The 23,436-nt window shown below is 70.0% G+C and carries 24 protein-coding genes; 19 read left to right on the top strand and 5 right to left on the bottom strand.

The genetic code is table 11. The features are described 5' to 3' along the window. Window positions 1-36: 36 nt before the first annotated feature. The gene (locus ACFSXZ_RS06295; RefSeq protein ID WP_378262185.1) at window positions 37-327 is read left to right on the top strand and encodes a hypothetical protein; all 291 of its coding nucleotides are present in this window, start codon (window positions 37-39) and stop codon (window positions 325-327) included. Window positions 328-388: 61 nt separating this feature from the next. Then, window positions 389-1,324 carry an NADP-dependent oxidoreductase gene (locus ACFSXZ_RS06290; RefSeq protein ID WP_378262183.1) on the top strand — a complete coding sequence of 312 codons (936 nt, stop codon included), beginning with the start codon at window positions 389-391 and terminating at the stop codon, window positions 1,322-1,324. Window positions 1,325-1,390: 66 nt separating this feature from the next. Here ACFSXZ_RS06290 and ACFSXZ_RS06285 read toward each other — a convergent pair whose 3' ends face one another. Both ACFSXZ_RS06285 and ACFSXZ_RS06280 read right to left on the bottom strand, forming a co-directional pair. Continuing rightward, complete coding sequence (locus ACFSXZ_RS06285) at window positions 1,391-3,958, bottom strand: helix-turn-helix transcriptional regulator (protein ID WP_378262181.1); 2,568 nt, start codon at window positions 3,956-3,958, stop codon at window positions 1,391-1,393. Beyond that, window positions 3,955-5,526, bottom strand: coding sequence for an Hsp70 family protein (locus ACFSXZ_RS06280; RefSeq protein ID WP_378262179.1), 1,572 nt, complete (start codon window positions 5,524-5,526; stop codon window positions 3,955-3,957). Before ACFSXZ_RS06280 ends, ACFSXZ_RS06285 begins: the two co-directional genes overlap by 4 nt. A gap of 303 nt (window positions 5,527-5,829) precedes the next feature. On the opposite strand from ACFSXZ_RS06280, the gene ACFSXZ_RS06275 reads away from it, so the two are divergent. The 6 genes from ACFSXZ_RS06275 (at window position 5,830) to ACFSXZ_RS06250 (ending at window position 11,447) form a co-directional block, all read left to right on the top strand. After that, on the top strand, window positions 5,830-6,963 hold the full coding sequence (locus ACFSXZ_RS06275) for an IniB N-terminal domain-containing protein (protein ID WP_378262177.1): 1,134 nt from the start codon (window positions 5,830-5,832) through the stop codon (window positions 6,961-6,963). 127 nt (window positions 6,964-7,090) lie between these two features. Next, window positions 7,091-8,917 carry a dynamin family protein gene (locus ACFSXZ_RS06270; protein WP_378262175.1) on the top strand — a complete coding sequence of 609 codons (1,827 nt, stop codon included), beginning with the start codon at window positions 7,091-7,093 and terminating at the stop codon, window positions 8,915-8,917. 34 nt (window positions 8,918-8,951) lie between these two features. Further along, window positions 8,952-10,433, top strand: coding sequence for a GTP-binding protein (locus ACFSXZ_RS06265; RefSeq protein ID WP_378262173.1), 1,482 nt, complete (start codon window positions 8,952-8,954; stop codon window positions 10,431-10,433). Window positions 10,434-10,437: 4 nt separating this feature from the next. Beyond that, on the top strand, window positions 10,438-10,653 hold the full coding sequence (locus ACFSXZ_RS06260; RefSeq protein ID WP_378262171.1) for a hypothetical protein: 216 nt from the start codon (window positions 10,438-10,440) through the stop codon (window positions 10,651-10,653). Beyond that, on the top strand, window positions 10,641-10,829 hold the full coding sequence (locus ACFSXZ_RS06255; protein WP_378262169.1) for a hypothetical protein: 189 nt from the start codon (window positions 10,641-10,643) through the stop codon (window positions 10,827-10,829). Before ACFSXZ_RS06260 ends, ACFSXZ_RS06255 begins: the two co-directional genes overlap by 13 nt. A gap of 57 nt (window positions 10,830-10,886) precedes the next feature. Further along, window positions 10,887-11,447: a hypothetical protein gene (locus ACFSXZ_RS06250; RefSeq protein ID WP_378262167.1), complete on the top strand. Its 561-nt coding sequence runs from the start codon at window positions 10,887-10,889 to the stop codon at window positions 11,445-11,447. 67 nt (window positions 11,448-11,514) lie between these two features. On the opposite strand, the gene ACFSXZ_RS06245 is transcribed toward ACFSXZ_RS06250, so the two are convergent. Further along, complete coding sequence (locus ACFSXZ_RS06245; RefSeq protein WP_378262165.1) at window positions 11,515-12,249, bottom strand: LysR family transcriptional regulator substrate-binding protein; 735 nt, start codon at window positions 12,247-12,249, stop codon at window positions 11,515-11,517. A 224-nt stretch (window positions 12,250-12,473) separates the two neighbouring features. Here ACFSXZ_RS06245 and ACFSXZ_RS06240 point away from each other — a divergent pair, with 224 nt between their 5' ends. Next, window positions 12,474-12,854, top strand: coding sequence for a DUF5997 family protein (locus ACFSXZ_RS06240; protein ID WP_378262163.1), 381 nt, complete (start codon window positions 12,474-12,476; stop codon window positions 12,852-12,854). Between the two features lie 31 nt (window positions 12,855-12,885). Here the strand turns inward: ACFSXZ_RS06240 and ACFSXZ_RS06235 are convergent, their stop codons facing one another. Next, window positions 12,886-14,694: a chloride channel protein gene (locus ACFSXZ_RS06235; RefSeq protein WP_378262161.1), complete on the bottom strand. Its 1,809-nt coding sequence runs from the start codon at window positions 14,692-14,694 to the stop codon at window positions 12,886-12,888. Between the two features lie 150 nt (window positions 14,695-14,844). On the opposite strand from ACFSXZ_RS06235, the gene ACFSXZ_RS06230 reads away from it, so the two are divergent. From ACFSXZ_RS06230 to ACFSXZ_RS06210, 5 genes are all read left to right on the top strand, one after another. Next, on the top strand, window positions 14,845-15,954 hold the full coding sequence (locus tag ACFSXZ_RS06230) for a mandelate racemase/muconate lactonizing enzyme family protein (protein ID WP_378262159.1): 1,110 nt from the start codon (window positions 14,845-14,847) through the stop codon (window positions 15,952-15,954). After that, window positions 15,942-17,102, top strand: a complete 1,161-nt coding sequence (locus ACFSXZ_RS06225; RefSeq protein ID WP_378262157.1) for an iron-containing alcohol dehydrogenase family protein — start codon at window positions 15,942-15,944, stop codon at window positions 17,100-17,102. The genes ACFSXZ_RS06230 and ACFSXZ_RS06225 overlap by 13 nt, the downstream gene beginning before the upstream one ends. 88 nt (window positions 17,103-17,190) lie before the next feature. Beyond that, window positions 17,191-17,646 (top strand): hypothetical protein, encoded by a 456-nt coding sequence (locus tag ACFSXZ_RS06220; protein ID WP_378262155.1) that lies wholly within the window; start codon window positions 17,191-17,193, stop codon window positions 17,644-17,646. A 140-nt stretch (window positions 17,647-17,786) separates the two neighbouring features. Next, complete coding sequence (locus tag ACFSXZ_RS06215; RefSeq protein ID WP_378262153.1) at window positions 17,787-18,242, top strand: hypothetical protein; 456 nt, start codon at window positions 17,787-17,789, stop codon at window positions 18,240-18,242. Between the two features lie 123 nt (window positions 18,243-18,365). Beyond that, complete coding sequence (locus ACFSXZ_RS06210) at window positions 18,366-18,665, top strand: hypothetical protein (RefSeq protein ID WP_378262151.1); 300 nt, start codon at window positions 18,366-18,368, stop codon at window positions 18,663-18,665. Here ACFSXZ_RS06210 and ACFSXZ_RS06205 read toward each other — a convergent pair. After that, window positions 18,662-19,339 carry a mechanosensitive ion channel family protein gene (locus tag ACFSXZ_RS06205; protein ID WP_378262149.1) on the bottom strand — a complete coding sequence of 226 codons (678 nt, stop codon included), beginning with the start codon at window positions 19,337-19,339 and terminating at the stop codon, window positions 18,662-18,664. The genes ACFSXZ_RS06210 and ACFSXZ_RS06205 overlap by 4 nt on opposite strands. A 191-nt stretch (window positions 19,340-19,530) precedes the next feature. Between ACFSXZ_RS06205 and ACFSXZ_RS06200 the strand changes: the two genes are divergently transcribed. From ACFSXZ_RS06200 to ACFSXZ_RS06180, 5 genes are all read left to right on the top strand, one after another. Then, window positions 19,531-20,340 (top strand): N-acyl homoserine lactonase family protein, encoded by an 810-nt coding sequence (locus ACFSXZ_RS06200; protein WP_378262147.1) that lies wholly within the window; start codon window positions 19,531-19,533, stop codon window positions 20,338-20,340. Between the two features lie 17 nt (window positions 20,341-20,357). After that, window positions 20,358-21,176 (top strand): N-acyl homoserine lactonase family protein, encoded by an 819-nt coding sequence (locus tag ACFSXZ_RS06195; protein WP_378262145.1) that lies wholly within the window; start codon window positions 20,358-20,360, stop codon window positions 21,174-21,176. Beyond that, window positions 21,173-22,075, top strand: coding sequence for an NAD(P)-dependent oxidoreductase (locus ACFSXZ_RS06190; protein WP_378262143.1), 903 nt, complete (start codon window positions 21,173-21,175; stop codon window positions 22,073-22,075). Before ACFSXZ_RS06195 ends, ACFSXZ_RS06190 begins: the two co-directional genes overlap by 4 nt. Window positions 22,076-22,189: 114 nt before the next feature. Continuing rightward, a complete protein-coding gene (locus ACFSXZ_RS06185) occupies window positions 22,190-22,594 on the top strand; it encodes a carboxymuconolactone decarboxylase family protein (RefSeq protein ID WP_378262141.1) in 405 nt (134 codons plus the stop codon). Beyond that, complete coding sequence (locus ACFSXZ_RS06180) at window positions 22,591-23,373, top strand: carboxymuconolactone decarboxylase family protein (protein WP_378262139.1); 783 nt, start codon at window positions 22,591-22,593, stop codon at window positions 23,371-23,373. Before ACFSXZ_RS06185 ends, ACFSXZ_RS06180 begins: the two co-directional genes overlap by 4 nt. The last annotated feature ends 63 nt before the right edge of the window (window positions 23,374-23,436 follow it).

The following is a 23,436-nucleotide window of genomic DNA, read 5'->3' as shown; positions in this document are numbered from 1 at the left end:
CAGAAGGCGACAGGCGACGATTCCCTGGAGGGTTCTATGAGTCCCGATGCCGGTGCCATCAGTGAGCTTCTCGGTGAAGCGTCCGAGACCCACCATCAGGTTTATCGCATCGTGGACGGCGTCGATGCGGATTGGGCGAGCTGGTATGGAGACTGGCTCGTCCGGCTTTCCGAGTTGCCGCGACTACTCGGCCATGCGCCGGTCCGCAGCGAGCTGATCTATCTTCTCGTCAAACTCGACAAGGACTACACGGCGGAAAAACCGGACCAGCCCTGGCCGGAGTATTACGCGGCTCGCATGGCCGAACACTCCTGGGCAGCGAGCTGACACTCTCGGCGAGCTTGGTCGCGCCCGGAATAACACCTTCGCTGTGGCGTTGACCACTCGCATGAAAGCCATTGGAGTGACGAAGTTCGGCGGGCCCGAGGCCCTCGAGGTGCTGGAGCTGCCGGAGCCGCGGCCCGGGCCGGGTGAGGTGCGGATCCGGGTCCACGCGGCGGCGGTGAACCCGACGGACACCGGGCGTCGTGCCGGTCTCCGGTACGACCCTACGGACGGACTGCCGTCGGTGCCGGGGATGGACGCCGCCGGGGTGATCGATGCGATCGGCCCCGAGGCCGGTGACCGGCTGTCCGTCGGCGACCGGGTGGTGACGATCGTGGTCCCGCGCGGTAGTCACGGCGCCTACGCGGAACAGATCGTGGTTCCGGCCGCTTCGGTCGTGCGCGCGCCCGCCGAGGCCGACTTCGCCGCCGCCTCGACCCTGTTGATGAACGCCATGACGGCGCGGCTCGCCCTCGACTCACTCGAGCTTTCCGCCGGTGACACGGTGGCCGTCACCGGCGCGGCCGGTGCCTTCGGCGGATACCTGATCCAGCTGGCGAAGGCCGAGGGCCTGCACGTGATCGCCGACGCCAAACCGGACGACGCCGGCCTGGTGCGCGAGCTCGGTGCGGACGACGTCGTCGAGCGTGGTGACGCGGTCGCCGAACGCATCCGTGAACTCAGGCCCGACGGGGTGCCAGGCCTCGCCGACGGCGCGGTCCTCAACGAGCGCGTCGTGCCCGCGGTCGCCGATGGCGGCCGGCTCGCGACCGTGCGCGGCTGGAGCGGCCCCGCGGAGCGGGACATCAAGGTGCTTCCGGTGCGCGTGATGCAGGGCGCCAACGAGACCGCCGCACTCGAACGGCTGGTCCGGCAGACCGAGGAAGGCGTGCTGACCCTCCGCGTGGCCAAGGTGTTTCCCGCCGAGCAGGCCGCCGACGCACACCGGCTCCTGGAAGCCGGCGGCGTTCGCGGCCGGCTCGTCCTGGACTTCGGCTGAGCGAACACCGGCGAACACCGAAAACACAGAGAACACGGAGCCCGGGTATGTCCTGGGCTCCGTGGCTCAGCTCGGCCGGGGGCCGATCAGCAGGCGCAGTTGTTCGAGCAGATCGCTGCGGGAGACGCAGCCGAGCCGCTGGCGCATCCGCGCCACGTGGTATTCCACGGTCTTCGCCGAAATGAACAGGCGCTGGCCGATTTCCTTGTAGGTGAAGCCTTCCACGACAAGCTGGGCGACGTCACGTTCCCGCTCGCTGAGGGTGTCCGCCGGGGTGGGGGCGCTCGGCTCGGTACGAGGTTCAGCGCTCGGCTCACCGCGTGCGGGGTTTTCGGTGGCCTGGCGCGGCGTTTTGCCCTGCAGGAACCGCGCGCAATCCAGCAGGCGCAGCATGCCCTTGCGGTCCGCGGTGTGAATCGCGGCCTGGCCCGCGAGCCGGGGCCCGTCCCAGTGCAGACCGGCATCGTGCAGACCGCGCGCCGCCGCCTCCACTTCGGCCGGGTCGATGTTCCTGGTCGCCACGTTCAGCCAGCTGCGGGCGGCCGTGGCCAGCACCGCGAAGTAGGAGTGTTTCCCCGCCATCGCGCTCAGCGCGGCGACCTGTGGTTCGGCCGCGCCGGGTTGTTCGGCGGCGATCGCGGCGTGCATCCGGTACCACCGCAGCGTGGCCTCCCACAGCGGCGGATTCCCGAGCTGCGCCAGCAGTGCTTCGGCTTCGGCCAGATGCGAGGCCAGCCGGTCCTGCCCGCCGAGACGGCCGGCCGCCACCGCCAGTTCTCCCAGCGGTAGCAAGGAAAACAGGTCGGCCGGGTGCCCCACGGTCGCTTCGCTGGCCTGCTCCCACGCTTCCCGCAGCCCGCCGAGGTTGCTTTCCCGGCGGGCGATCCCGACCCGCAACGCCGAAGCCGTCAACGCGTCGCGCGGCTCCAGGTGCCCCCGCGCCCGGACGGCTTCGGCCAGTCTTTCCCGCGCGGTGACGGTGTCGCCGCGCAGCATCGCCCCCCACGCCTGCAGCAGCCGATGCCGGCGAACGGTGAGCGTTCCGCCCATTTTCGCGTGGATGGCCCGCTCCAGCACCGCGTCGGCGACGGTGAACTCGCCACAGTGCAGGGCCACCAGCGCGGCCAGGGCGGCCGGCGTGTCGGGCAGCAGTTCGGCGCGGCCCACCGGCTGGAGCATGGACGACGCCCGCGTCAGCGTCGCGAGCGCGGTCGCGGCCTCTTCCGTCACCGACTCGTAGACCCCGCGCGCCATCCGGGCCGCGGCACTGCTGGCCAGCATCGGCGGGCCGCTGTTCCGGTGGGCGGCGAGCAGTTCCTCCGCTTCGGCCAGGTGCCCGGTGCCGATCAGGCCGATCACCGCGAACGCCGCTCCCGGCGCGGAACCGGACCACCGGTAGAGCTCCGCACTGTGCCCGAGCAGGCCGCGATGGGCCAGCACGGTGCCCGCGACGTTGGCCGCGTGCGCCCGGTCCGCCTCGTCGGCGCCCCCCACCATCCGGTCGGCCAGCCGCAGCGCGGTGTCGAAGTCACCGGAGAGGCCCGCCGCCTGCGCCTGTCTGCCGGTCAGTTTCGCCGCGGGCGCGCCCGCGGCGATCGCGGCGGCGTAGCACTCGACGGCTAGTTCGGGTGATTCGGCCAGCGCCTCGTCCCCGGCTTCTTCGAAGGCGGCCGCGATGGTCGTGCCGCCGACCCCGGTGCCCAGCAGCGGACGTGCCAGCGCGAGCATCGGGCCGCCCCGCTCCCGCTGTCCCTCGATGAGCTGCCGCTGCACGGACAGTTTGCGTTCGGGCGGGCTGAGCGCGGCGACGGCGCGCTGGGCGAGGGGGAGCAGCGCATCGCCGTCGTCGAGCATCCCGGTCGCGCGGGCGCCGTCCATCAGCTCCCAGGCGACGTCGATGTCCAGCCCGAGCAGCGCGGTCAGCAGGTCGATGTGCAGTCCGGGCGCGACGGCCTTGGCGAGCAGCAGCCGGTGCACTCCGGGATCGAGCCGCTCGAGTTCGGCCTGGAACCGCGTGACGGCCGTCGCCGGAACCTGGAACGGTGCCTGCGGAACGGTTCCGCGATGCGCCTGGCGCAGTGCTTCCAGCACCCGGTCGACGTAGCGGGGGACACCACCGGTCTGCTCTTCGAGTTGGTCGATCAGGCCCGCCGGCGGTTCGCGCCCGGCAAGACTGTCGGCCAGCAGCGCGGCAGCCCGGCCGGTGATGCCCGCGCGATCCAGCGGGCGCAGGAGCAAGGCCGGGCGGGTGCGCTCCAGGATTCCGGTCAGGTCGGCCAACGCGGGCGATCGCGGCCACGGCCGGTAGGCGGCGATCAGTCGCGTCCGCTCGTCCGAGGCCAGGTCCGCCAGGCGTTCCAGCTGACCGCCGGGAAGCCGGTGGGCGTCATCGACGACGATCGCGGCCTCACGGCAGCGCGCGGGCTCGGAAAGCGCTTCCCGGACACTGAGCACGGGCACGTCCGCTTGCCGGAAAGCCCGTCCCAGCTCGGCCAGCAGGGTGCTTTTGCCGTAGCCGCCCGGGGCGCGGATCGCGGCGAGCACCGGCGCGAGCGGATCGGCCGCCACCGCGCCCGCCAGTTCGGCGGCTTCGTCACCGGGAATGAGCTTGGGCGTCGTTTTCGACTGGCTCATGGGCTTTCGGTCGTCCTCGGAGTGTCGGGGGCCGGGGAATGGGTTGCCTTGCTCGTCACCTCTGCCGTCGTCGGCGGACGGGTTTGGATCGGCTGCTGCCCGCTCGGCGCCGAATGGAACGGCGAGCCGAAGATGAACCACGCGACGAGGGCAACGACAAGGACAATCCCCCCAACCGCCCCGCCGCCGAGGGCCAGGCGCTTCCAGATCGGCTGTTCGCCCACGGGCTCATGAGCGATGTCGAATGGTAGCGGGCTGAGTTCAAGGGGTGGTTTGGGCGGCATCTCGTCGGAGAGTTCCGCGAGGTCGGGGACGCGGTAATGGTGGATCTCCGTCTCGGACCCTCCGGTGAAGAGCACGGTGGTCTCGATGACCGCGTCCTCGTCCCGGCGGGCGGGCGGCCCGGGGACACGGCCGGCCCGAGCCAGCTCCCGCCCTGGCGCGCGGGCGAGACTCAGCGCGCCCGGCCACGTCACCTGGGTGGCGGCGGCCGCCGCCCCCTGGGCGATCGTCGCGTCCGGATTCGGGGCGACCACGGCGGGCAGGCGCAGTTCGGCCGAAATCATCCGTGCTACCAACGGGATCCGTGCCGGACCGCCGACCAGCACGATCACGCCCAGGCTGCCGGGGTCGACGCCCGCGACGCGCAGGGCACGGCGGAGGAGTTCGGCGCCCTTCTTCGCCGCGGGCGCGACCTTTTCCTCAAGCTGGTCGCGGGTGATCGCGACGGTCGTCCGTAGTTCCGGCAGCGAGACCGGGATGACCGTGCGCGGCTGGGAAAGCACGGTGTCCACGGCCGCGGCGCACTGGCGGCGAAGCGCGAGCGCGGCCTGCCAGATGCCGGGCGCGGTCGGATCGACGCGGTCCAGACCATCGCCGAGTTCGGAGGAGACCTGGGCGAACACGGCTTCGCCGGGATCGGCGCCCTCGGCGGGCTCCGTCGATTCCGGGTGGGCCAGCGGCGTGAACGCGGTCGCGCCCGAACGCCGCAAGACCGCCGCCCGGTACCCGGAAACCCCCAGATCACACACGGCGATCAGGTCGTCGGCACCGTGTTCGGCGGCGTAGCCGAGGGCGGCGGCGGCCAGGTCCGGCACCAGCGTCACCCGGCCGACCCCCGACCGGTCCAATGCCGAGCGCAGCAGAGCGGTCTGGTGCGGCCCCCACCCGGACGGCTGGGCGAGGCCGATGTGCGCCGGTTTCGCGCCGGTCTGCCGCGCTGCCCGGCCGGCGACCCAGGAGACCACGGTGGCGATCAGGTCGTGTGCCGGGTATGCGGTGCCGCCGAGGACGAACGGGACCGTGTCGCCGAGCCGCCGGGCGAACCCACGAGCCACCCGGTCCCGTTCGGCGGGGCCACTGTCTTCGGCCGCCTCGCCGATCACCACGGTGGCGTCCTCGCCGATCTTCAGGACGGCGGGATCGCTGACGGGCGGCGGTGACTCACCACCGCCCGCACGCCGGATCACGGACTTGACGCGACCCGCGCCGATGTCGATGCCGAGCACGTAGGGCGCGCCGGCCGGTGCCGGAAACCGGCCGCTGGACCGCTTGGCGCCCCCCGGCACACGACCTTCGGACGGCGCGTCCGGCCGGTTGCCTTGCCCGGGCGACTCGCGCTGGGCACGCGGTCTCTCGGGCTCATAGCTCGCGCTCGTGGTTCACCCCCGTACTCATCGCCACTGCCGTCCCCGGTACCCCTAGGACCCCTAGTACGGAGGTTCCCATATCCCTAGTGGCCCGGCGCGAAGGGCTCGGCGTGATCCCCGATGGCGGGGTTGGGCGGTCTCGCTATGCTCGCCACGGATCGAAATTTTCTTGATCCGTCCCAATGTCCGGCTAGTGGCTGAAACCCCCTGGAGAAAACAACTATGTCCCCGGTGCAGACCCTGCACGACTTCGCTCTGAACCTCCTGTCCGACCCCGCGGCTCTGACGGAGTTCAACACCGACCCCCAGGGGGTCCTCAACGCCGCCGGTCTCGGTGACGTGAGCCCGGCCGATGTGCACGAGATCCTTCCGCTGGTCATGGACACCGCCCCCGCCTCGCTCACCGACGCGTTGGGCAACTTCGCCTCGGGTGACCCCGCCGCGACGTTCAACGAGATCGTGGCCAAGGGCGCCGGCGCCGGTGCCTCCGTGGTCGACCAGGTCACCCACGCCGCCGCGGGCCCGCTGAGCAACCTGCCCAACCTCAGCGGCGTGTTCGGTGGCGTCAGCGACTTCACCGACCAGACCGGCATCACCGCCGTCGCGGACGACGCCGTCGCCGACGTTTCCGGTGTCGTGCACCAGGTCACCACCCCGCTGGACAACCTGCCGCTGGTCGGCCCGCTGCTGAACGCGGCCGACATCGACCTGCAGAACACCTCCGGCGCCATCCACGAGCACGCGGCCGACGGCAAGTTCGTCGGTGCGACCGTCGACGCGGCCACCAACCACCTCGGCGACGCGCTCCTGTGGAAGACCGCGGTCGACGTCACCGGCCAGATCCCGGGCATCGGTGCGCCGGTTTCCGGCCTGATCGAAGAGGTCCGGCACGACGGTGGCGGCCTTCTCGGCGTCACCAACGAGGCCATCGGCTCCACCCCGGTGGGCGTGCACAGCGGCGAGGCCCTCGCGGGCGAGTTCCACAGCGGTTCGGACGCCGGCCTGACCAACGGCCCGCTGGACCACGTCGCCGCGGCCCTCCCGGTCGCCCCGGCGATCCCGGCCCTGCCGGTGCACGGTGTGCCCGCGCTGGGCGACGCCGTCGGCTCGCTGACCAACGAGGTCCACAGCGCCACCGGTCACCTGCCGGTCGCCGGTGGCGTGGCGGACCACGCGCTGGGCTCGGTCACCGGTCAGCTCTCCGACATCCACCAGCAGGTGGCGGGGCACGCCGGTGGCGTCATGAGTGGTGTGGACAACGCCACCCACGGCCTCAACATCGGCAACCTGCCCGCCGCCCACGAGCTGCACGACGTCGCGGGCCCGCTGGCGGACGACCTTCACCTCGGCTTCTGAGGTATCGCGGGGTTTTGACCGGTTTTTGACCGGTTGAGGGTTCTTCGATGACCGCGGGTCCGGACCTTTCCACGAAAGGTCCGGACCCGCTTTCGTGTCCGCTCGGTGAGCAAGCACAATCGGAACTGTGACGACACCCGCCTGGTTGGACGTGCTCGACGAAGCGCTCCGCGAGAGCGCCGTGGTCCGTCCCGATCTCGCGAACCGGTTGGCGCAGTTGCGAACCCGGTTTCTGCAGCCCTCGATCCGGGTCCTGATCGCGGGCCGGGCCAAGGAAGGCAAGAGCCAGTTGGTCAACGCCCTGGTCAACGCGCCGGTCTGCCCGGTCGACGACCAGGTCACCACCGTGGTCCCGACCGTTTTGCGTTATGCCGCCTCGCCGCAGGCGGAACTGCTCAAACCCCGTGGTCCCTCGGCCGGTCCCACGGCCGGTGAAGCAGGCGAAGCGGTGGAACGGGTCCCCGTCGGTGTGGACACCTTCGCCGCCGAAATGACCGCGCTGGCGCGGACCAGCCGTGACCGGGAACTGCTGCGGGCCGAGGTCGGCCTGCCGCGCGCGGTGCTGGCGGCCGGACTGGTCCTGGTGGACTGGCCGAGCATCGACCACCTCGGCCCCGCCAGGGCGCGGGAGGCGTTCACCGAAGTCGATGTGGTGCTTCTGGTCTCCGACGCGAACCACGCGCTGGCCCCTGCCGAACTGGACTTCCTCGCGGAGGCGGCGCGGGCCTGCCCGAATGTGGCCAGCGTGCGCACCAAAACCGATTTGTCCGGACAGTGGCGCGACATCGTGGCCGCCGACACCCGGGCACTGGCCGGGATCTCCGACCGCATCGTGATGCTGCCCGCGTCCTCGGCGCTGCGTCTGCGCGCGGCGAGCACGAACGACAAGGAACTGAACGAAGAATCGGGGTTCCCATCGCTGATCACCTACCTGCAGCAGCGGATCACGCATCGCAACGAGGTGATGGCCCCCCAGGTGGCGGCCCGCGCCGTCCTCGCCGTGATCGACCAGATCGCCCCGGCGGCCAAGGCGCGGCTGACCGGTGGGCCCACTTTGGACGAGTCGGCGCCGATGCGGCGGTTGCGCACGGCTCAGCGCCGCGCCGCCGACGTGCGGCGCCGGGCGACCCACTGGCAGCTCGCGCTTTCCGACGGCATGACCGAACTTCTGTCCGATGTGGACCATGACCTGCGCGAGCGGACCCGGACCATCCTGCGAGAGGCGGACCGGACCTTCAACCACGCCGATCCGCTGAAGGTGTGGGACGAATTCGCCGGATGGCTGGTGGAAAACCTGTCCGAGGCGGTGCTGGCGAACTTCGGCTGGGCCGCCGAACGCGCCCGCTGGCTGACCCGGTACCTCGCCGGGTTCTTCGCCGACGTGAACGGCGGTGCGCTTCCCGCGCTCGCCCTGGAACTGCCCGCGGCGGTGGAGGAGGGGCTGGCGGATCTGGAGCGGCCCGAGATCGAACCCGTGCGGATCGGCCACAAGATCGTGACCGGGCTCCGCGGTTCCTACAGTGGCGTGCTGATGTTCGGCATGCTGAGCACGGTGAGCGGACTGTCGCTGATCAACCCGATTTCCTTGGGAGCGGGGGCTTTGCTGGGCACCAGGTCCATTCGTGAAGAAGGCAGCGCCCAGCTCAAACGGCGCCAGGCCACCGCGAAGGCCGCGGTGCAGCGGCACGTCGACGAGGCCGTGTTCCAGGCGAGCAAGTACGGCAAGGACGCGCTGCGCCAGGTGCAGCGGACCTTGCGCGACCATTTCACCGTGCTGACCGAGGAACTCCAGGAGGCGGTGACCGAATCGGTCACCGACGCGACCAAGGCCGCCAATCGTGAGGCGATGGAACGGGACCGGCGTGACCGGGAGGCCGCGGCCTGGGTCGACCGGCTGATGCTGGTGCGCCGCCGCGCCGAAGCGTTGCTGTCCACCCGGAGCATCGCGGCATGAGGATCTTCGACGCGATCAGTGCGGAGAGGCGAGCGTGACGACGGAGTGGTTCGCGCCGCCGGGTGCGGGGATCGGCGCGGTGGTCCAGGCGACGCTGCGGAAGGCCTTGGCGCTGTACCAGGGAACACCGCACGCCTCGGCGTGGGTGCACCACCATCTGCGACGGCTGGAGGCGCCGCTGAGCGTCGCCATCGTCGGCCCCCGGCAGGCCGGGAAGTCGACGCTGCTCAACGCGCTGGCCGGGGCGGAACTGGCGGCCACCGGCACGGGAACCGGCATCCCGGTCGCCACCTGGTACACCGACGGCCCCACCGCCCAGGCGCTGGCGTACTCGTCCGACGGTTCCGCGCTGGAACTTCCCATGTCCTCGCCGGGAACGGGGCTCGGCGTGGTCAACGGGCCGGACGTGCCCGCCGAAACCGAGCGCGTGATGATCGAGTGGCCGGCGCGGAGCCTGCGCGGGATCGCCCTGATCGACACCCCCGGTGTGGACGCGCCCGCTGCCTCCGGGCCGGGCTGGCCCCGGCTCATGCGCACGGTCGCCGAAGCGGACGCCGTCGTGTACGTGACTCCGCGCCCGCGGCCGAGTGATGTCGAGTTCCTGGAAGCGCTGCATGGTTCACACCTCGCCCGCGCCAATCCGGTGAATGTCGTCGTGGTGTTCTCCCGCGCGGACGAAATGGGCGCGGGCACGGTCGAGGCGATGGTCACGGCCCGGCGGATCGCGCGGCAGCACCTGCGCGATTCCGGGCTGGCGGCCTTGTGCCAGCACATCCTCCCGGTCGCGGGCCTCCTCTCGGAGGGCGCCCGGACGCTTCAGGAACCGGATTTCGCGGCGCTGGCGGGCCTGGCGGGCGTGGAGCAGAACGCGTTGTCCGCCATACTGGTGTCCGCGGACCGGCTGGCGGCCGCCGCGACGCCGTCGGTCTCCGCCGAGGCCAGAACCCGGTTGCTGCGGCGGTTCGGGCTCTACGGCATCAGGCTGGCGACCACGTTGATTCGGCGGGGATTCGACACCACCCGGTCGTTGTCGGCGGAACTCACGCAGCGCGGGGGACTGGTCGAGTTGCGCGAGACGATCAGCCAGCTGTTCACCGGAGGGCAGGACGTGCTCAAGGCCCGGTCCGCCTTGCTGGGCCTGGAAACCGTGCTGCGGAGCGATCCGCAGCCCGGCACGCGCGATCTTTTCCTCGAGGTGCGACGGCTCCTGGCCGACGCGCACGAGTTCCGGGAACTGCGGCTGCTGGCCGCGCTGCGCGCGGGCCGGACCGGATTGCCCGGCGACCTGGTGGAGGAGGCCGTTCAGCTGACCGGCGGCCACGGCTCGAGCCCGGGCGAGCGCCTGGGCAGCGAGTCCGGTGACGACGAACTGATCGAAATCGCCGAGGGCGCCCTGGAGCAGTGGCGGCATTACGCCGAGAACCCGCTCGCCGCCCAGAGCGCACGACAGGCCGCGCAGACCGTCGTGCGCAGTTGTGAGGGACTCATCGCGGCACTGGCGCCGGGCCTGGCCTGAGACGATGTGCCTCACCGGTGCCTTTCTCCTCTATCCGGCCGGCACGGCCGTGGCTCTGTTCCTGACCCGCTGGTACTCCGAAGTGCTGGCCGAAACCGTCACCTTCGGCAAGGGGCCCGGCTCGCGGGAACGGCGCGCGATCATCAGTGACGCCTCGTTGCTGTTGGTCGTGGCGGTGGTGCCGGTGGTGTGCCTGCGCTGGCGATCGTGCGCGCGCTGAGTCTGGAGTGGGCGGTCGACGTGTCGCTGTTGGTCGGTACCGGCTCGCTGGGCGCCTGGGGCTTCGTCAAGGCCAGACGCGCCGGAGCGGGCCGGTGGCGCACGGTCGGCACTACGGCCACGACGCTGGGAATCGGCCTGGTACTGGTCACGCTCAAGGCGGTGGTGCATCACTGACCTGCTTTTGTACCGGCCTTGGAGCGGGACTTGGACCGTGACGGGAAGGCTGAGCCCATGACCGGCCAGGACGGGCGCAGCATCTCGCTCGATCAGCTCCTGCATTTCCGCGCGGACGCGCTGAGCGGCACCGCGGACGCCTGGCGCGCCGTCGCCGACTCGGTCGCGCGGCACAGCGCGGCCCTGCGCGATGATGTTCGTGCCAACCTCGGCCCCGCGGTCTGGGACGGCGGTGGGGGAGAGGCGGCGCGAGGCCACCTCGACCGGCTCCTGGAGGCGGCGTCGGAGCACGAGGAGCGACTCCGCGCGGTCTCGGACACCCTGCGGAACGCGCACGGTGGCTTTTCCACCGCACAGAGCGTGCTCAATCAGGCGGTGAACCTCGCCCGCGAGACGGGGCTCGAGGTCGGCGCGGACGGCTCCGTCTCGTGGAATCTGCGCCGGACCGTCGATCTCGTGACCGACCCCGCCGCTGCCGTCACCCTCACCCGGACGGCCGAGGAGATCGCCGGCCTCATCGGACAGGCGCTGGATCACGCGTCCACTGTGGACAATCACACCGCGGCCACGCTCGCCGCGCTCTCCCCGCGCGGGCGGCCGGGCCCGCCGCGTCGGTGATCAACGCGGCCACCGCCTCAATCGTTCGACCTCGGCGTAGGCGGTGTCCACCGCGCGGTACTTGGAGTCAGGACCGGCGCCGGGGTTTCCCGCGCCTGCCACCCCGGGCACCGGAATTCCGTTGCCGGGGCTTGTCTTCCGCTCGCTTGGCCACGGCCGTCTTGGCCCGCTTGCGCTGGGGCGGGGGTGCCGGGCGTCCGCGTGTGCTGTTCACGGTGCGCCCGCGGACGATTCCGATGAACTGTTCCATGAGGTCGGTGGTCTCGTCTTCCAGCCAGCACAACGCCACGCGGGACTGCGGGGCGTCCGTCAGGGGCCGGTAGGTGAGGTCACGGCGATGGTGCAGGCGGGCGAGCGACTGCGGAACGACCAGCAGTCCCACCCCGGCCGCGACGAGTTCGAAGGCTCCGGCCGTCGTTTCGGGCCGCTCGATCGCCGGCCGTCCCGGCGGGTGTTCCCAGTCGAGGGTGTCGTCGAGGGGACGCAGCACGATCTCGTCGGCCAGGTCCTCGTCGGACACTTCCTCGACCGCCGTGAGCAGATGGTCCTTCGGCACGACGACCACAGTGGTCTCGGTGTAGAGCGGGATCGCGTGGAGGCCCGCGCGGTCGGCAGGCAACCGGAGGAGGACCGCGTCCGCGGCGCGCTCCCGCACGAGATCCGCCGCTTCCGCGGCGGGCACACCGATCAGGGTCAACGGAACGTCGGGCGATCGTTCACCCCAGATCCGCACCCACTTGCCGGGCGTCACCCCTGGCACGTACGCGAGCCTGAAGGCGGGAGGGACGTCCGGGCCGGTCACAGCGTTTCCTCCGCGAGTTCGCGCGCCCCGCGATCGGGTCGACAGGGCGCTCCTGCGCAGCTCACGTCACGTCAAGTGGCGGGGCGCCCTGCCACCCCGATAGCGGAAAGAAAGGGCGCGCGCTGTGGTCACCTTGACTGCCGCGAGTTGACACAAAGGGTGTCAGCGGGTCAGGTTACCGGGCGTGGCCGAGGCCCGCGCGCGCACTCGATACCCTGGGTGGCATGTCCTCGCGTAAGACCACCCAGACCATGAAGCCCGCGACAGCGGCGAAGAAGCTGGGCGTGTACCTCGAAGCCACCCCCGCCGAGTTCCGGGAAGGCTTGGTCTCTCGCGACGAACTGAACGCCATGCAGACCGATCCGCCGGAGTGGCTGCGGGATCTGCGCCGCAACGGCCCGCACCCCCGGCAGGTCGTCGCCGCGAGGCTGGGCGTCTCCATCGGCGGCCTCGCGCGCGGCGGAATCGTCGATCCCCTCACCACCGAGCAGATCAACGCGTTGAAGGCGGAAAGCCCCGAGTGGCTGGTCCGCGAACAGGCCGTGCAAGCCGAAGTCCGCAAGGAAGTGGCGCGCGTCAAGGACAAGAACGCCGGCCACGGCTGAAGCTCGGACCGTATTTCCTCCCTCGGGCCCGTCAAGCCCCGCGACCGTTGGCGCGCGTGGTCAGCAGTCGTTCACGGTGGCCCTCTTCGTACAGGTCGCGGCGCCGGGCGTGGAGCAGTTGCGGGAGGGTGATCACGCCGAGCACCCGGCCGGGTTCGCCGCGGGCGACGACGGGCGCGCCGGTCACGTGCCCGGCCGCGAGTTTGTTGGCGACCTCGCGCAGCGTGTCGTCGGGGTGAGCCAGGACCCGCACCGGCGTGATCGTGTCCTGGACGGTCCGTCCGGCGCGGGTCAGCAACGCTCGCCGCGAGGTGACGCCGACGAGCCGTCCGGTGTCGTCGGTGACGGGATACAAGGTCGCGTAGCCGGTCCGTGGCAGCACCGTGGCGATCGTTTCGGCTGTCCGCAAGACGGTGACATCGTGGCTCATGACCTCGTGGGCGAAGAACGTTTCCAGCGGGTCGGTGGTGTATTCGCGAGTCAGGTGCAGCTTGCGGCGGGCGATCTTCTCGGTCAGCACCGAACGTTTGAGCAACAGCACGGACAGCGCGTACGCGGAAACGGACGCGACGGCCAGGGGCAGCAGGTCGTTCCAGGCGCCGGTCAGTTCGCAGGTGAACACGATGCCGGTCAGCGGTGAGCGCATGACCCCGCCGACCACGGCGGCGAGCCCGCACATCGCCCAGAAGCCGGGCGCGACGTGGGGCAGCAGCCCGCCCTCGGCGGCTCCGAGTGCCGCACCGATCATGAACACCGGGGCGAGCACTCCGCCGGAAGTGCCCGAACCCAGGGAAAGCGACCAGATCAGCGTCTTGACGACGAGGATTCCGATGATCAGGGCGGCGGTGGCGTGTCCGGTGAGCAGCTGGCCGATGACGTCGTAACCCACGCCGAGGGCCCGGGGTTCGGCCAGCCCGCCCACGCCGATGATCAGTCCGCCGAGCGCGGGCCACCACATCCAGTGCACCGGCAGCAGGGCGAAGGCGTCCTCGGCGAGGTAGACCAGTGCGGTCGCGGCGATGGCGAGCAGCCCGCCGGTCAGGCCGGGGACGAGCGCGAGGCCGTCGGCGAGCGGCCCGGGAGCGCCGGATGACGGCGGAACGCCGAAGATCGGGCCGGTGCCCAGCAGGAAGCTCCGGCAGACGGTGCTGACCGCCACCGCGGTGGCGACCGGGATGAGGCTGCGGGGCCGCCATTCGAACAGCAGCAGTTCCACCGCCAGCAGGATCGAGGCCAGGGGAGCGTTGAACGTCGCGGCCATCCCGCCCGCGGAACCGGCCACCAGAAGGGTCTTGCGCTCGTCGGCGGACAACTTGAGCGACTGGGCCAGGATGGATCCGACCGCGCCTCCGGTCATGATGATCGGTCCCTCGGCGCCGAACGGGCCGCCGGTGCCGATGCTCACCGCCGCGGAGACGGGTTTGAGCACCGCCACCCTCGGCGCCACCCGGCTGCCCCCGGTGAGGATGGCCTCGATCGCCTCCGGCATGCCGTGGCCGCGGATCTTCTCCGAGCCGAACCGTGCCATCACCCCGATCACCAGGCCGCCCGCGACCGGCGCGCACAACACGAGCCACCACGGGTGGTGCGCCGCGCCCGGGGCGACCAGGCCGGTGCCGAGCCGTTGGTAGAACACCGCGTTGGTGATCAAACCGATGAGCCGCAGCAAAGCGAAGGCGGCCACCGCCGCGGCGCAACCGACCGGCACCGCGAGCGCGGTGATCAGCAGCACCCGGGGCCGGAGGTGGAAATCCCCGAGATGGGCAGGGCGCGCCGCCCCCGCGGCGACGGTGGACGGGTTCACCACGGGCACGTCGCCACCGCCGGACACGTTTTGCACCCATCAATATTTGCAAGATGCAAGTGTTGCCCGTCAAGGAGGCGCGCGGTGGTCGTGGCGGAGATCACCAGGCGGGCCGCCCGTTGTGTATAACGACCTCTACGGTGCGGGTCTTGTCATGCGATCTCCGGGCTTCTACCGTCGGTCCCAGTGAAGATCACCGATATCACGCTGGACCGGCTGCGCCTCGACCTCGATCCGCCGTTGCGCGCGGCCTGGGATCCGAGCCCCCGCGGGCATTTCGACGCGACCATCGTGCGAGTGCACACCAGCGACGGCGTCACCGGCATCGGCTCGGGCGACACCATGGACGGGTTCGAGTCCGTCAGGCACCTGTTCGTCGGGCGCGACCCGCTGGACATCGTGCGCCACGTCAAGGCGATCGAAACCGCCAACTTCCACGGCGGCCGTTACTGGCCGCTGGAAGCCGCGCTGTGGGACATCATCGGCAAGGTCGCGGGCTTGCCCGTCGCCACGCTGTTCGGCAACGCGGCGGCGTCCCTGCCCGCCTACGCTTCGACGGCCGAGCCGAAGCCGCCCGAAGCGCGGGTGGAGTCGGCCTTGCGGGCCAGGGAGGCCGGATTCCGGGCGATGAAGATCCGCATCGACCGGGCCCGGATCGACGAGGGCGTCGCCACGGTGGCCGCGGTCCGCGAGGCGCTCGGCGCCGGTTTCGAGATCATGGTCGACCTCAACCAGTCGTGGCGGATGGCGGGGGACACCGAGCCGGCGACCGACCTCGCGACGACGCGCGATCTGGTGCGGCGGCTGGCCGGACTCGGCGTGTTCTGGGTGGAGGAACCGTTGCCGTACCCCGACATCGACGGGTTCCGGCGGTTGCGTGCGGACAACCCGGGACTGCGGATCGCGGCGGGGGAGATGCACCCTTCGGTGCCGGACCTGCTGGCATATCTGGAACGCGACGTGCTCGACGTCTACCAGATGGACGTCGTGCTCGCGGTCGGCATGCACCGCGCCCGGACCCTGGCCGAGCTCGCGCGGTTCAAGCACCGCGCGTTCACCCCGCACAGCTGGACCAACGGCATCGGCCTGCTGGCCAATCTCCACGTCGCGGCCGGGGTGGGCGGCGGACCGTTCTTCGAGTACCCCTACGACCCGCCCGGCTGGACTCCCGCGCGCCGCGATTTCATGCTGGCCGAACCGGTGGCGATCACCGCGGCGGGCGAGGTCGAGGTGCCACGGCGACCGGGACTGGGCGTCGAACTCGACGAAGAGGCGGTGCGCCGATGGCGGATCTGACCGGCATCCCACGACTGACGATCGAGCCGTCCGGGCGGACGGAGTTCGGTCCGGGCGTGGTCGCCGCCCTGCCGTCGTTCGTGGCTTCCCTCGGTCACTCGCGCGCCTTCGTGGTCACCGACCGGGCGCTGCGGGCGACCGGAATCGTCAACCGGATCGAAACGATCCTCGACGCGGAAGGAATCACCTCCGCGACCTACGAGGACATCGGCCCCAACCCGCCCACCACCGAAGTGGACCGCGGGGCCGCGCGCCTGCGCGAGTTCGGTTCTTCGGTGGTGGTCGCGCTGGGCGGGGGTTCCGCGCTGGACGCGGCCAAGGGGATCGCACTGCTGGCGGGCAATCCCGGTTCGTGTGCGGCCGACGCCGGCACGCTGTGGGAGGCCGGTGACGGCCCGCCGCTGATCGCGGTGCCCACGACGGCGGGCACCGGCGCGGAAACCAACGGTTTCGGCGTCATCGAGGATCCGCACGCGCGCCGCAAGGTCTACATAGGACACTCTTCGGTCCGGCCGCGGATCGCCGTGCTGGACCCGGAGCTCACCCTGGGCCTGCCGTCCAAGGTGACCGCCGCGAGCGGGTTCGACGCGTTGGTCCACGGCATCGAGTCGCTGGCCTCGCTGGGTGCGAACCCGGTTTCGGCGGCCTACGCCACCCAGGCCGTGACCATGCTCGGGCAATGGCTGCCGGTGGTGTATGCCGAGGGCGGAAACCTCGAAGCACGAGGGTCGGTGATGGCCGCGGCGCACCTCGCCGGGCACGCGCTGACCCTGTCCGGGCTCGGTCTGGTCCATGGCATCGGGCACGCGCTGACCGCGCATGCCGGTATCCCGCACGGTGTCGCGCTCGCCACCGTCATGGAAGAGGTCATGGCCTTCAGCGCCACCGCGGCCGCCGACGCCTACGAAACCACGGCGCGGGCATTGCGCGTGATGCCATCCGGCGGAGACTGGCCGGGTTCGGCGATCGAGGGAGTGCACCGGATCGCGGGCCTGCTGGAAATCAAGCACAGGCTGCGCGATCTCGGAGTGACCACGGACCAGTTGCCTGTCATCGCGGCCGACGCCGTGGCTGACGCGGTGACGCGGAACGCGCCGCGTGAGCCCACCGAATCCGAGGTTCTCGACCTGCTTCGTTCGGTCTGGTGAGACCCGTCGATTTCGGCGCTTGAACAGTGTTGTAACCCGCTCTCGTATTCGTAGGCGAACCACCCATTTTTCCGAGGGAGGATTTTCGATGCGAATACGCGTTCTGGCCACGGTTCTCGCCGCTGGCGCCGCGCTGGTCGCCAGCGGTGTGATCACCGGTGCCACCGCCGAAGCGAAGGGGCGCCCGTGTGGTGACGCGGTGTCGACGCAGGGGGTCGGCACCGCTGGCACCACGTGGACGCTGAAGTCGATGTACGACGACAACGGGCCGGGTTTGGTCGCGGGGGAGGAATTCCAGATCGAAACCCACGAGGCCGGGCAACACTGGACCGTCGTTTTGTCCGACAACGGCGTGCCGTTCTTCACCAACAACGATGACGTCTCGGTTGCGAGCGGGATCAACGAAACGCATCCGAACCACGTTCGGCACGGCACCACGAATGTGATGTCCGCGCACGCGGTCCGGCACGAGACGGGTGAGGTCATCGACGGCTCGGTCAGCCTGCCGGTGGCGCCGGCGCAGTGCGCGCCGAATTCTCCGTGACCGAGGTCTGAGGCCGGGGTCGGGGGCGCCCGGCGGAGTTTTGCTCCGCCGGGCGTGCAAAACGGGATCGCCGGCCCGCCGGGAAATCGGGAACGGGCCGCGCGATGCCGAATCATCCATTCGTTCCGGGGAGGATTTTCATGCGAATGCGTGTTCTGGTCGCGGTGCTCGCGACGGGCGGTGCACTGCTGGCGACCGGTGTGGTCACCGGTGCCACCGCCGAAGCGAGCGGGCGCCCGTGTGGTGGGGCGGTGACGACGCAGGGGGTCGGCACCGACGGCACCCCATGGGCGCTGAAGTCGATGTACGACGACAACGGGCCGGGTTTGGTCGCGGGGGAGGAATTCCAGATCGAAACCCACGAGGCCGGGCAACACTGGACCGTCGTTTTGTCCGACAACGGCGTGCCCTTCTTCACCGACAACGATGACGTCTCGACGGCGAGCGGGATCAACGAGACCCATCCGAACCACGTTCGGCACGGCACCATCAACGTGATGTCCGCGCACGCGGTCCGGCACGACACCGGGGAGGTCATCGACGGGTCGGTCACCTTGCCGGCGGCAGCGGCGGGGTGCGCACCACACTCTCCGTGACCGAGGTCCGGGACCGGGGCCGGGGGCGCCCGGCGGAGTTTTGCTCCGCCGGGTGTACACAGCGCAACCCCGGCGGTCGCCGCGCGTCGCAAAGGGTACGAACGCTCAGTCGGGGAGGTCCTCATGACCAGCTATGACCTGTACAGCGGCCGTCGCACGGCGGCGAATTTCGTCAACCTGGCCGGTTCCGCGCTGGCGCTGGTGCTGAGCGCGCACATCGTGTTCGTCCTGGCCAACGCCCGGCCGGACAACCCGGTGGCGCGGTGGGCGGCGAGCTGGTCCGACGTGATCGGCCTGTGGTTCACGCACCTGTTCAGCACCTCCAGCCAGGCTTTCACGACCATCCTGAACTACGGTTCGGCCGCGGTGTTCTGGCTGGTCGTGACGGGTGTGGTCGCCCGGGTGCTGCGGAACGTCGGCTAGTCAGTCCCGGCCGCGGGTTCCGGGGTTTCCGGTGCGAGACGGGGTCCGGTCACCGCGGCCAGCACCCCCGAGTTGGGAATGGTCATCGGTCCCTCCTCGGTTTCCAGCACCGTGTACATCAGCGTGATGGCGGTCACCTCGCCGTCGTACTGGCCGCCCAGCGTGCCCGACCGCAACGTGATGTAGTCGCCGACGGCGAAGCGCCGGGAGAACAGCAGCACCAGCCCGGCGAAGGCGTGGCCCAGCGACTGCTGCGCGGCGATGCCGACCACCACACCGGTGATCGCGCCGGACAGCAACAGGCGGTCGAGGGGAAGTTCGAGGAGTCCGAGCACGGTGACGGCGACCAGCGCGTAGCCGGCCAGGGTGATGAGCAGGCGCAGCACCCCGGCCACCGCCGGCCCGCCGCGCGGCCGGGTGATGCGCGCGACTTCGGTGGCCGTGCTGCGTACCGCGACGACGCCGAACAGCAGGCATACCGCGATCGAGAGGTACGCGCCGATGCGGAAGCCGAGCGCGTGGGAACCGGTGATGCCGCCGAGCCAGTAGTAGACACCGGGCGCCGCCAGCGCCAGCGCCCCGGCTCCGATCGCCCGGCGGAAATCCGGGCGGTGCATGGTGTCCTTCGCCCCGGCCAGGGTGTGGCTCAGGTCCAACGAGCGCTCCTTTCCCATCGGGACAACCGTATCGAGCGCTCGTGGTCCGGTATCGCCGATTGCCCTATGGCGGAAGGAAAGTGCCCTCGCATCCCTGGCCGCTCGTGGCGGTGAGGCGTCTTGCCCTGGATTGTCTGACAAGCATATAGTCAGGCGCGTCGGCGGGTCCGCCACCCCGGGAGTCCGGTCGCGAGCAAGGGAGCTGACAGATGTCCGAAACGGCCGCGCCCTCGGTACCGCTCGAGGTCGTCCAGGTGACCTACGGCGAGCGCGTGACGCAGAAAAGCGTGGTGCTCCACGACTACGCCGCCTACGGCAGGCCGGACGGCGATCTGCGGATGGACTACAACTTCTGGATCATCCGTGCCGGTGACACCGTGATCCTCAAGGACACCGGTTACGACATCAGCGCGCGGGACTGGCTGGGCGAGCAGGTCGTCAAGGACACCCCGGAGGCCCTGGAACTGCTGGGCATCGACCCGGCCGGGGTGACGATGGTGATCACCTCGCACTTCCACTACGACCACATCGGCTACCTCGGGCTGTTCACCAACGCGCAGGTGGTCTCCGGCACGGCCGAGTACGAGTACTGGTTCGGCAAATGGGACAACAGCCAGCTGGAAGGCGAGTTCACCATCGCCGAACACCTCGAGGCGGTACGCAGGGCGGAGCGGGAAGGACGGCTGCGGCTGGTCTCCGAGGAGACCGAGGTCTTCCCGGGCATCACCGTCTATCCGGTCGGTGGGCACTGCCCGGGCGAACTGCTCACCCTGGTGCGCGCCCAGTCCGGTCCGCTGATCCTGGCTTCGGACGCGGCCCACTTCTACGAGCAGATCGAGAACGAATGGCCGTTCTTCGCCTTCACCGATCTCGGCCAGATGCGCTCGGCGCTGTCCTTCATCAACAAACTCGCCGGTGAGACCGGTGCCACGGTGATCCCGGGCCATGACGGCCGGGTGCGGGAGAAGTTTCCGCCGGTGGAGGGACCGGCCTCGGACATCGCCACCGTGCTGAGCTGACGGGGGAACCGAGCGCAGTGTCGGAAACCTACGAGGTCGTCATCGTCAAGTACGGCACCCGGGAGACCACCAAGAAGGACGTCTTCCTCAACTACCCGGTCTACGGGGAGGCCGACGAGCCGATCCGGATGGACTACTTCTTCTGGATCATCCGGAACGAACAGCGCACCGTCCTCGTCGACACCGGTTTCTCGCGGGCCGGCGGGACCGCGCGGAAACGCACCTTTCTCCTCGAACCGGCGCGGGCGTACGCGGCGCTGGATGTCGATCCGGCGGCCCGGCCGACGGTGATCGTCACGCACGCGCATTACGACCACATCGGCAACCTCGGCCTGTTCCCGGACTCGCCGCTGATCCTGGCCCGGAGCGAGTACGACTTCTGGACCGGCAGGCACGCGAAGCGGACGCAGTTCCACCACTCCGTCGAGGACGAGGAAATCGACGCCCTGGTCGCGGCGCACGCGGCAGGCAACGTCCGTACCTTCTCCGGCCGGCTCGAGGTGGCGCCGGGCATCGAGGTGATCGAAGTCGGCGGGCACACCCCCGGTCAGAGCGTCGTCCTGGTGGACACCTCGGACGGACCGGTGCTGCTCGCTTCGGACGCGATCCACTACTACGAGGAATACGAGCAGGACAGGCCCTTCACGTTCGTCGCCGACCTGGTGGAGATGTACGACGCGTTCGACCTGATCCGGACGATGGCCGGGCAGGGCCGGGTCCGGCATCTGGTGAGCGGGCACGACCCGGACACGCTGGCCCGCTTCACCCCGGTCGAAGGCGAACTCGCGGGTCTCGCGGCCACGATCGGCAGCCGCTCGGGGAGGGAGACACAGTGACCGGACAACGGGTGGGGTTCGTCGGCCTGGGCAACATGGGCGGCCGCATGGCCCGATGCGTCGTGGACGCCGGGCGGGAGGTGCTCGGCTACGACGTGCGGCCCGAGGTGGTCTCGGCCGCGGGCGCCCGGCCGGTGGCCACCGTCGCCGAGGTGGTCTCCGGGTCGGATGTCGTCCTGCTGTCCCTGCCGGACAGCAAGGTGGTCGAGCGGGTGGTGTACGGCGACGACGGCCTGCTCGCCACTGTCCGATCAGGACAGACGGTGGTCGATCTGAGCACGGCGTCGCCGGACTCGACCCGTCGCATCCACGGTGACCTCGCCGCGAAGGACGTGGCGTTTCTCGACGCCGGCATTTCCGGGGGAGCGGCGGCGGCGGAGAAGGGCGCGCTGACCCTGATGGTGGGCGGCTCCACCGCGGCGCTGGAGTCCGTCCGCGAGGTGCTGGATTTGTTCAGTGCCAACATCTTCCACTGTGGCGAGAGCGGCGCGGGGCACGTGACCAAGCTGCTCAACAACTTCCTCAACGCGGTTTCGCTGGCGGCGACCGCGGAGGTCATGGTGGCGGGCAAGAAGGCGGGCCTGGACCTCAAGGTGCTGCTGGACGTGCTCAACGTGAGCTCGGGCGTCAACTTCGCCACGCTCAACCGGTTCCCGAAGATCATCACGGGCGACTATCTCAAGGGCGGGCTCAGCAACACCTTGATGCTCAAGGACATCACGCTCTACACCGAACTGGTGGGCAAACTCGGTGTCGCCAGCCTGAACTCGGCGGGACCGGTCGCGTCGTTCGGGCTGGCTCGTGCCCTCGGCTATGCCGACGAAATCAGCAACACGGTCGTGGACGCCATCGGGGACATCTCCGGTGGTGTGCGACTCTACCAATCCGACCGAAAGTAGGCGGACACGGTCCGCAACCGACTTGTTTGTAGAGAACCATTTCCGCCCGTGGCTGCCGTCGGATTGGTAACGAACGGCACAGCACGACGCGGACAACACACAGAAGGATGCTCGATGACGAACGACGAAACCCACCGCGAGACCTTCGAACGCGGACTCGCGATGCGCAAGAAGGTCCTGGGCGACGCGCACGTGGAGCGTTCGCTGGCGCGGGTCAGTGAATTCTCCCGGCCGATCCAGGAACTGGTCACCGAGTACTGCTGGGGTGAGGTGTGGACCAGGGCCGTGCTGCCCCCGCGGACCCGGAGCCTGCTCAACCTCGTGATGCTGACCGCGCTGAACCGGTCACACGAACTGGGTGTGCACGTGCGGGGCGCGCTGCGCAACGGCGTGACCGTGGAGGAGATCCAGGAGGTGTTCATCCATACGGCCATCTACGTGGGTGTGCCCGCCGCGCTGGAGTCCTTCCGCGTCGCCGAACGAGTCCTGGACGAGTACCAGAAGGAAACGAGTGGGTGAGGCACGGTATGGCGCTGACCGAAGAGCAGGAAAAGCTCAAGGCCGAGTTCATCGCGCGACGTGGCACGTGGAGTGACGCGTGGCAGGGAATTCTGGAACTCGATCCCGCGTTCCTCGCCGCCTATCTGAAGTTCTCCACGGTCGCCTGGCGTGAGAATCACAACCACCTGTCCGGCAAGATCAAGGAACTGATCTTCATCGCGGTCGACGCCAACGCGACGCACATGTACCTTCCCGGCGTGCGCCAGCACATCAAGGCCGCGTTGAAGGCCGGTGCCACGCCGCAGGAGATCATGGAGGTGCTGGAGCTGAGCGCGACGCTCGGCATCCACGCGATGAACATCGGCGTGCCGATCCTGGTCGAGGTGCTCGAAGAGAAGGGGCTGCGGACCGGTCCGGCTCCGCTGAACGACTACCAGGAACGACTCAAGGCCGAGTTCACCAGGAATCGTGGGTACTGGCATGCGTTCTGGGACGAGATGCTGGAACTGGACCCCGAACTGTTCGACGCCTACACCGAGTTCTCCTCGGTCCCGTGGCAGCACGGCACGCTGGAACCGAAGGTCAAGGAACTCGTCTACATCGCGTTCGACACCGCGGCCACCCATCTCTACGTCAAGGGACTGAAGCTGCACATCGAAAACGCCGTGGGTTACGGCGCGACGCCCGGTGAGATCCTGGAAGTGATGGAGATCGCCAGCGTGCTCGGCATCCACGCGGTCACCTCCGCCGTGCCCATCCTGCTGGAGGAGATGAAGGAGACCGGACAGGAGCCCTAGGTCCGTTGCGCGGGGTGTCCGGCTGTTTTCACACCTTCCGGTGAACTCGGCCTTTACCGGGAT

Source organism: Amycolatopsis pigmentata, assembly GCF_042684065.1.
In the GTDB taxonomy this organism is placed as follows: domain Bacteria; phylum Actinomycetota; class Actinomycetes; order Mycobacteriales; family Pseudonocardiaceae; genus Amycolatopsis_E; species Amycolatopsis_E pigmentata.
Note: the sequence above shows the minus strand (reverse complement) of the source record. Positions and strands in the feature narration are given on the sequence as shown.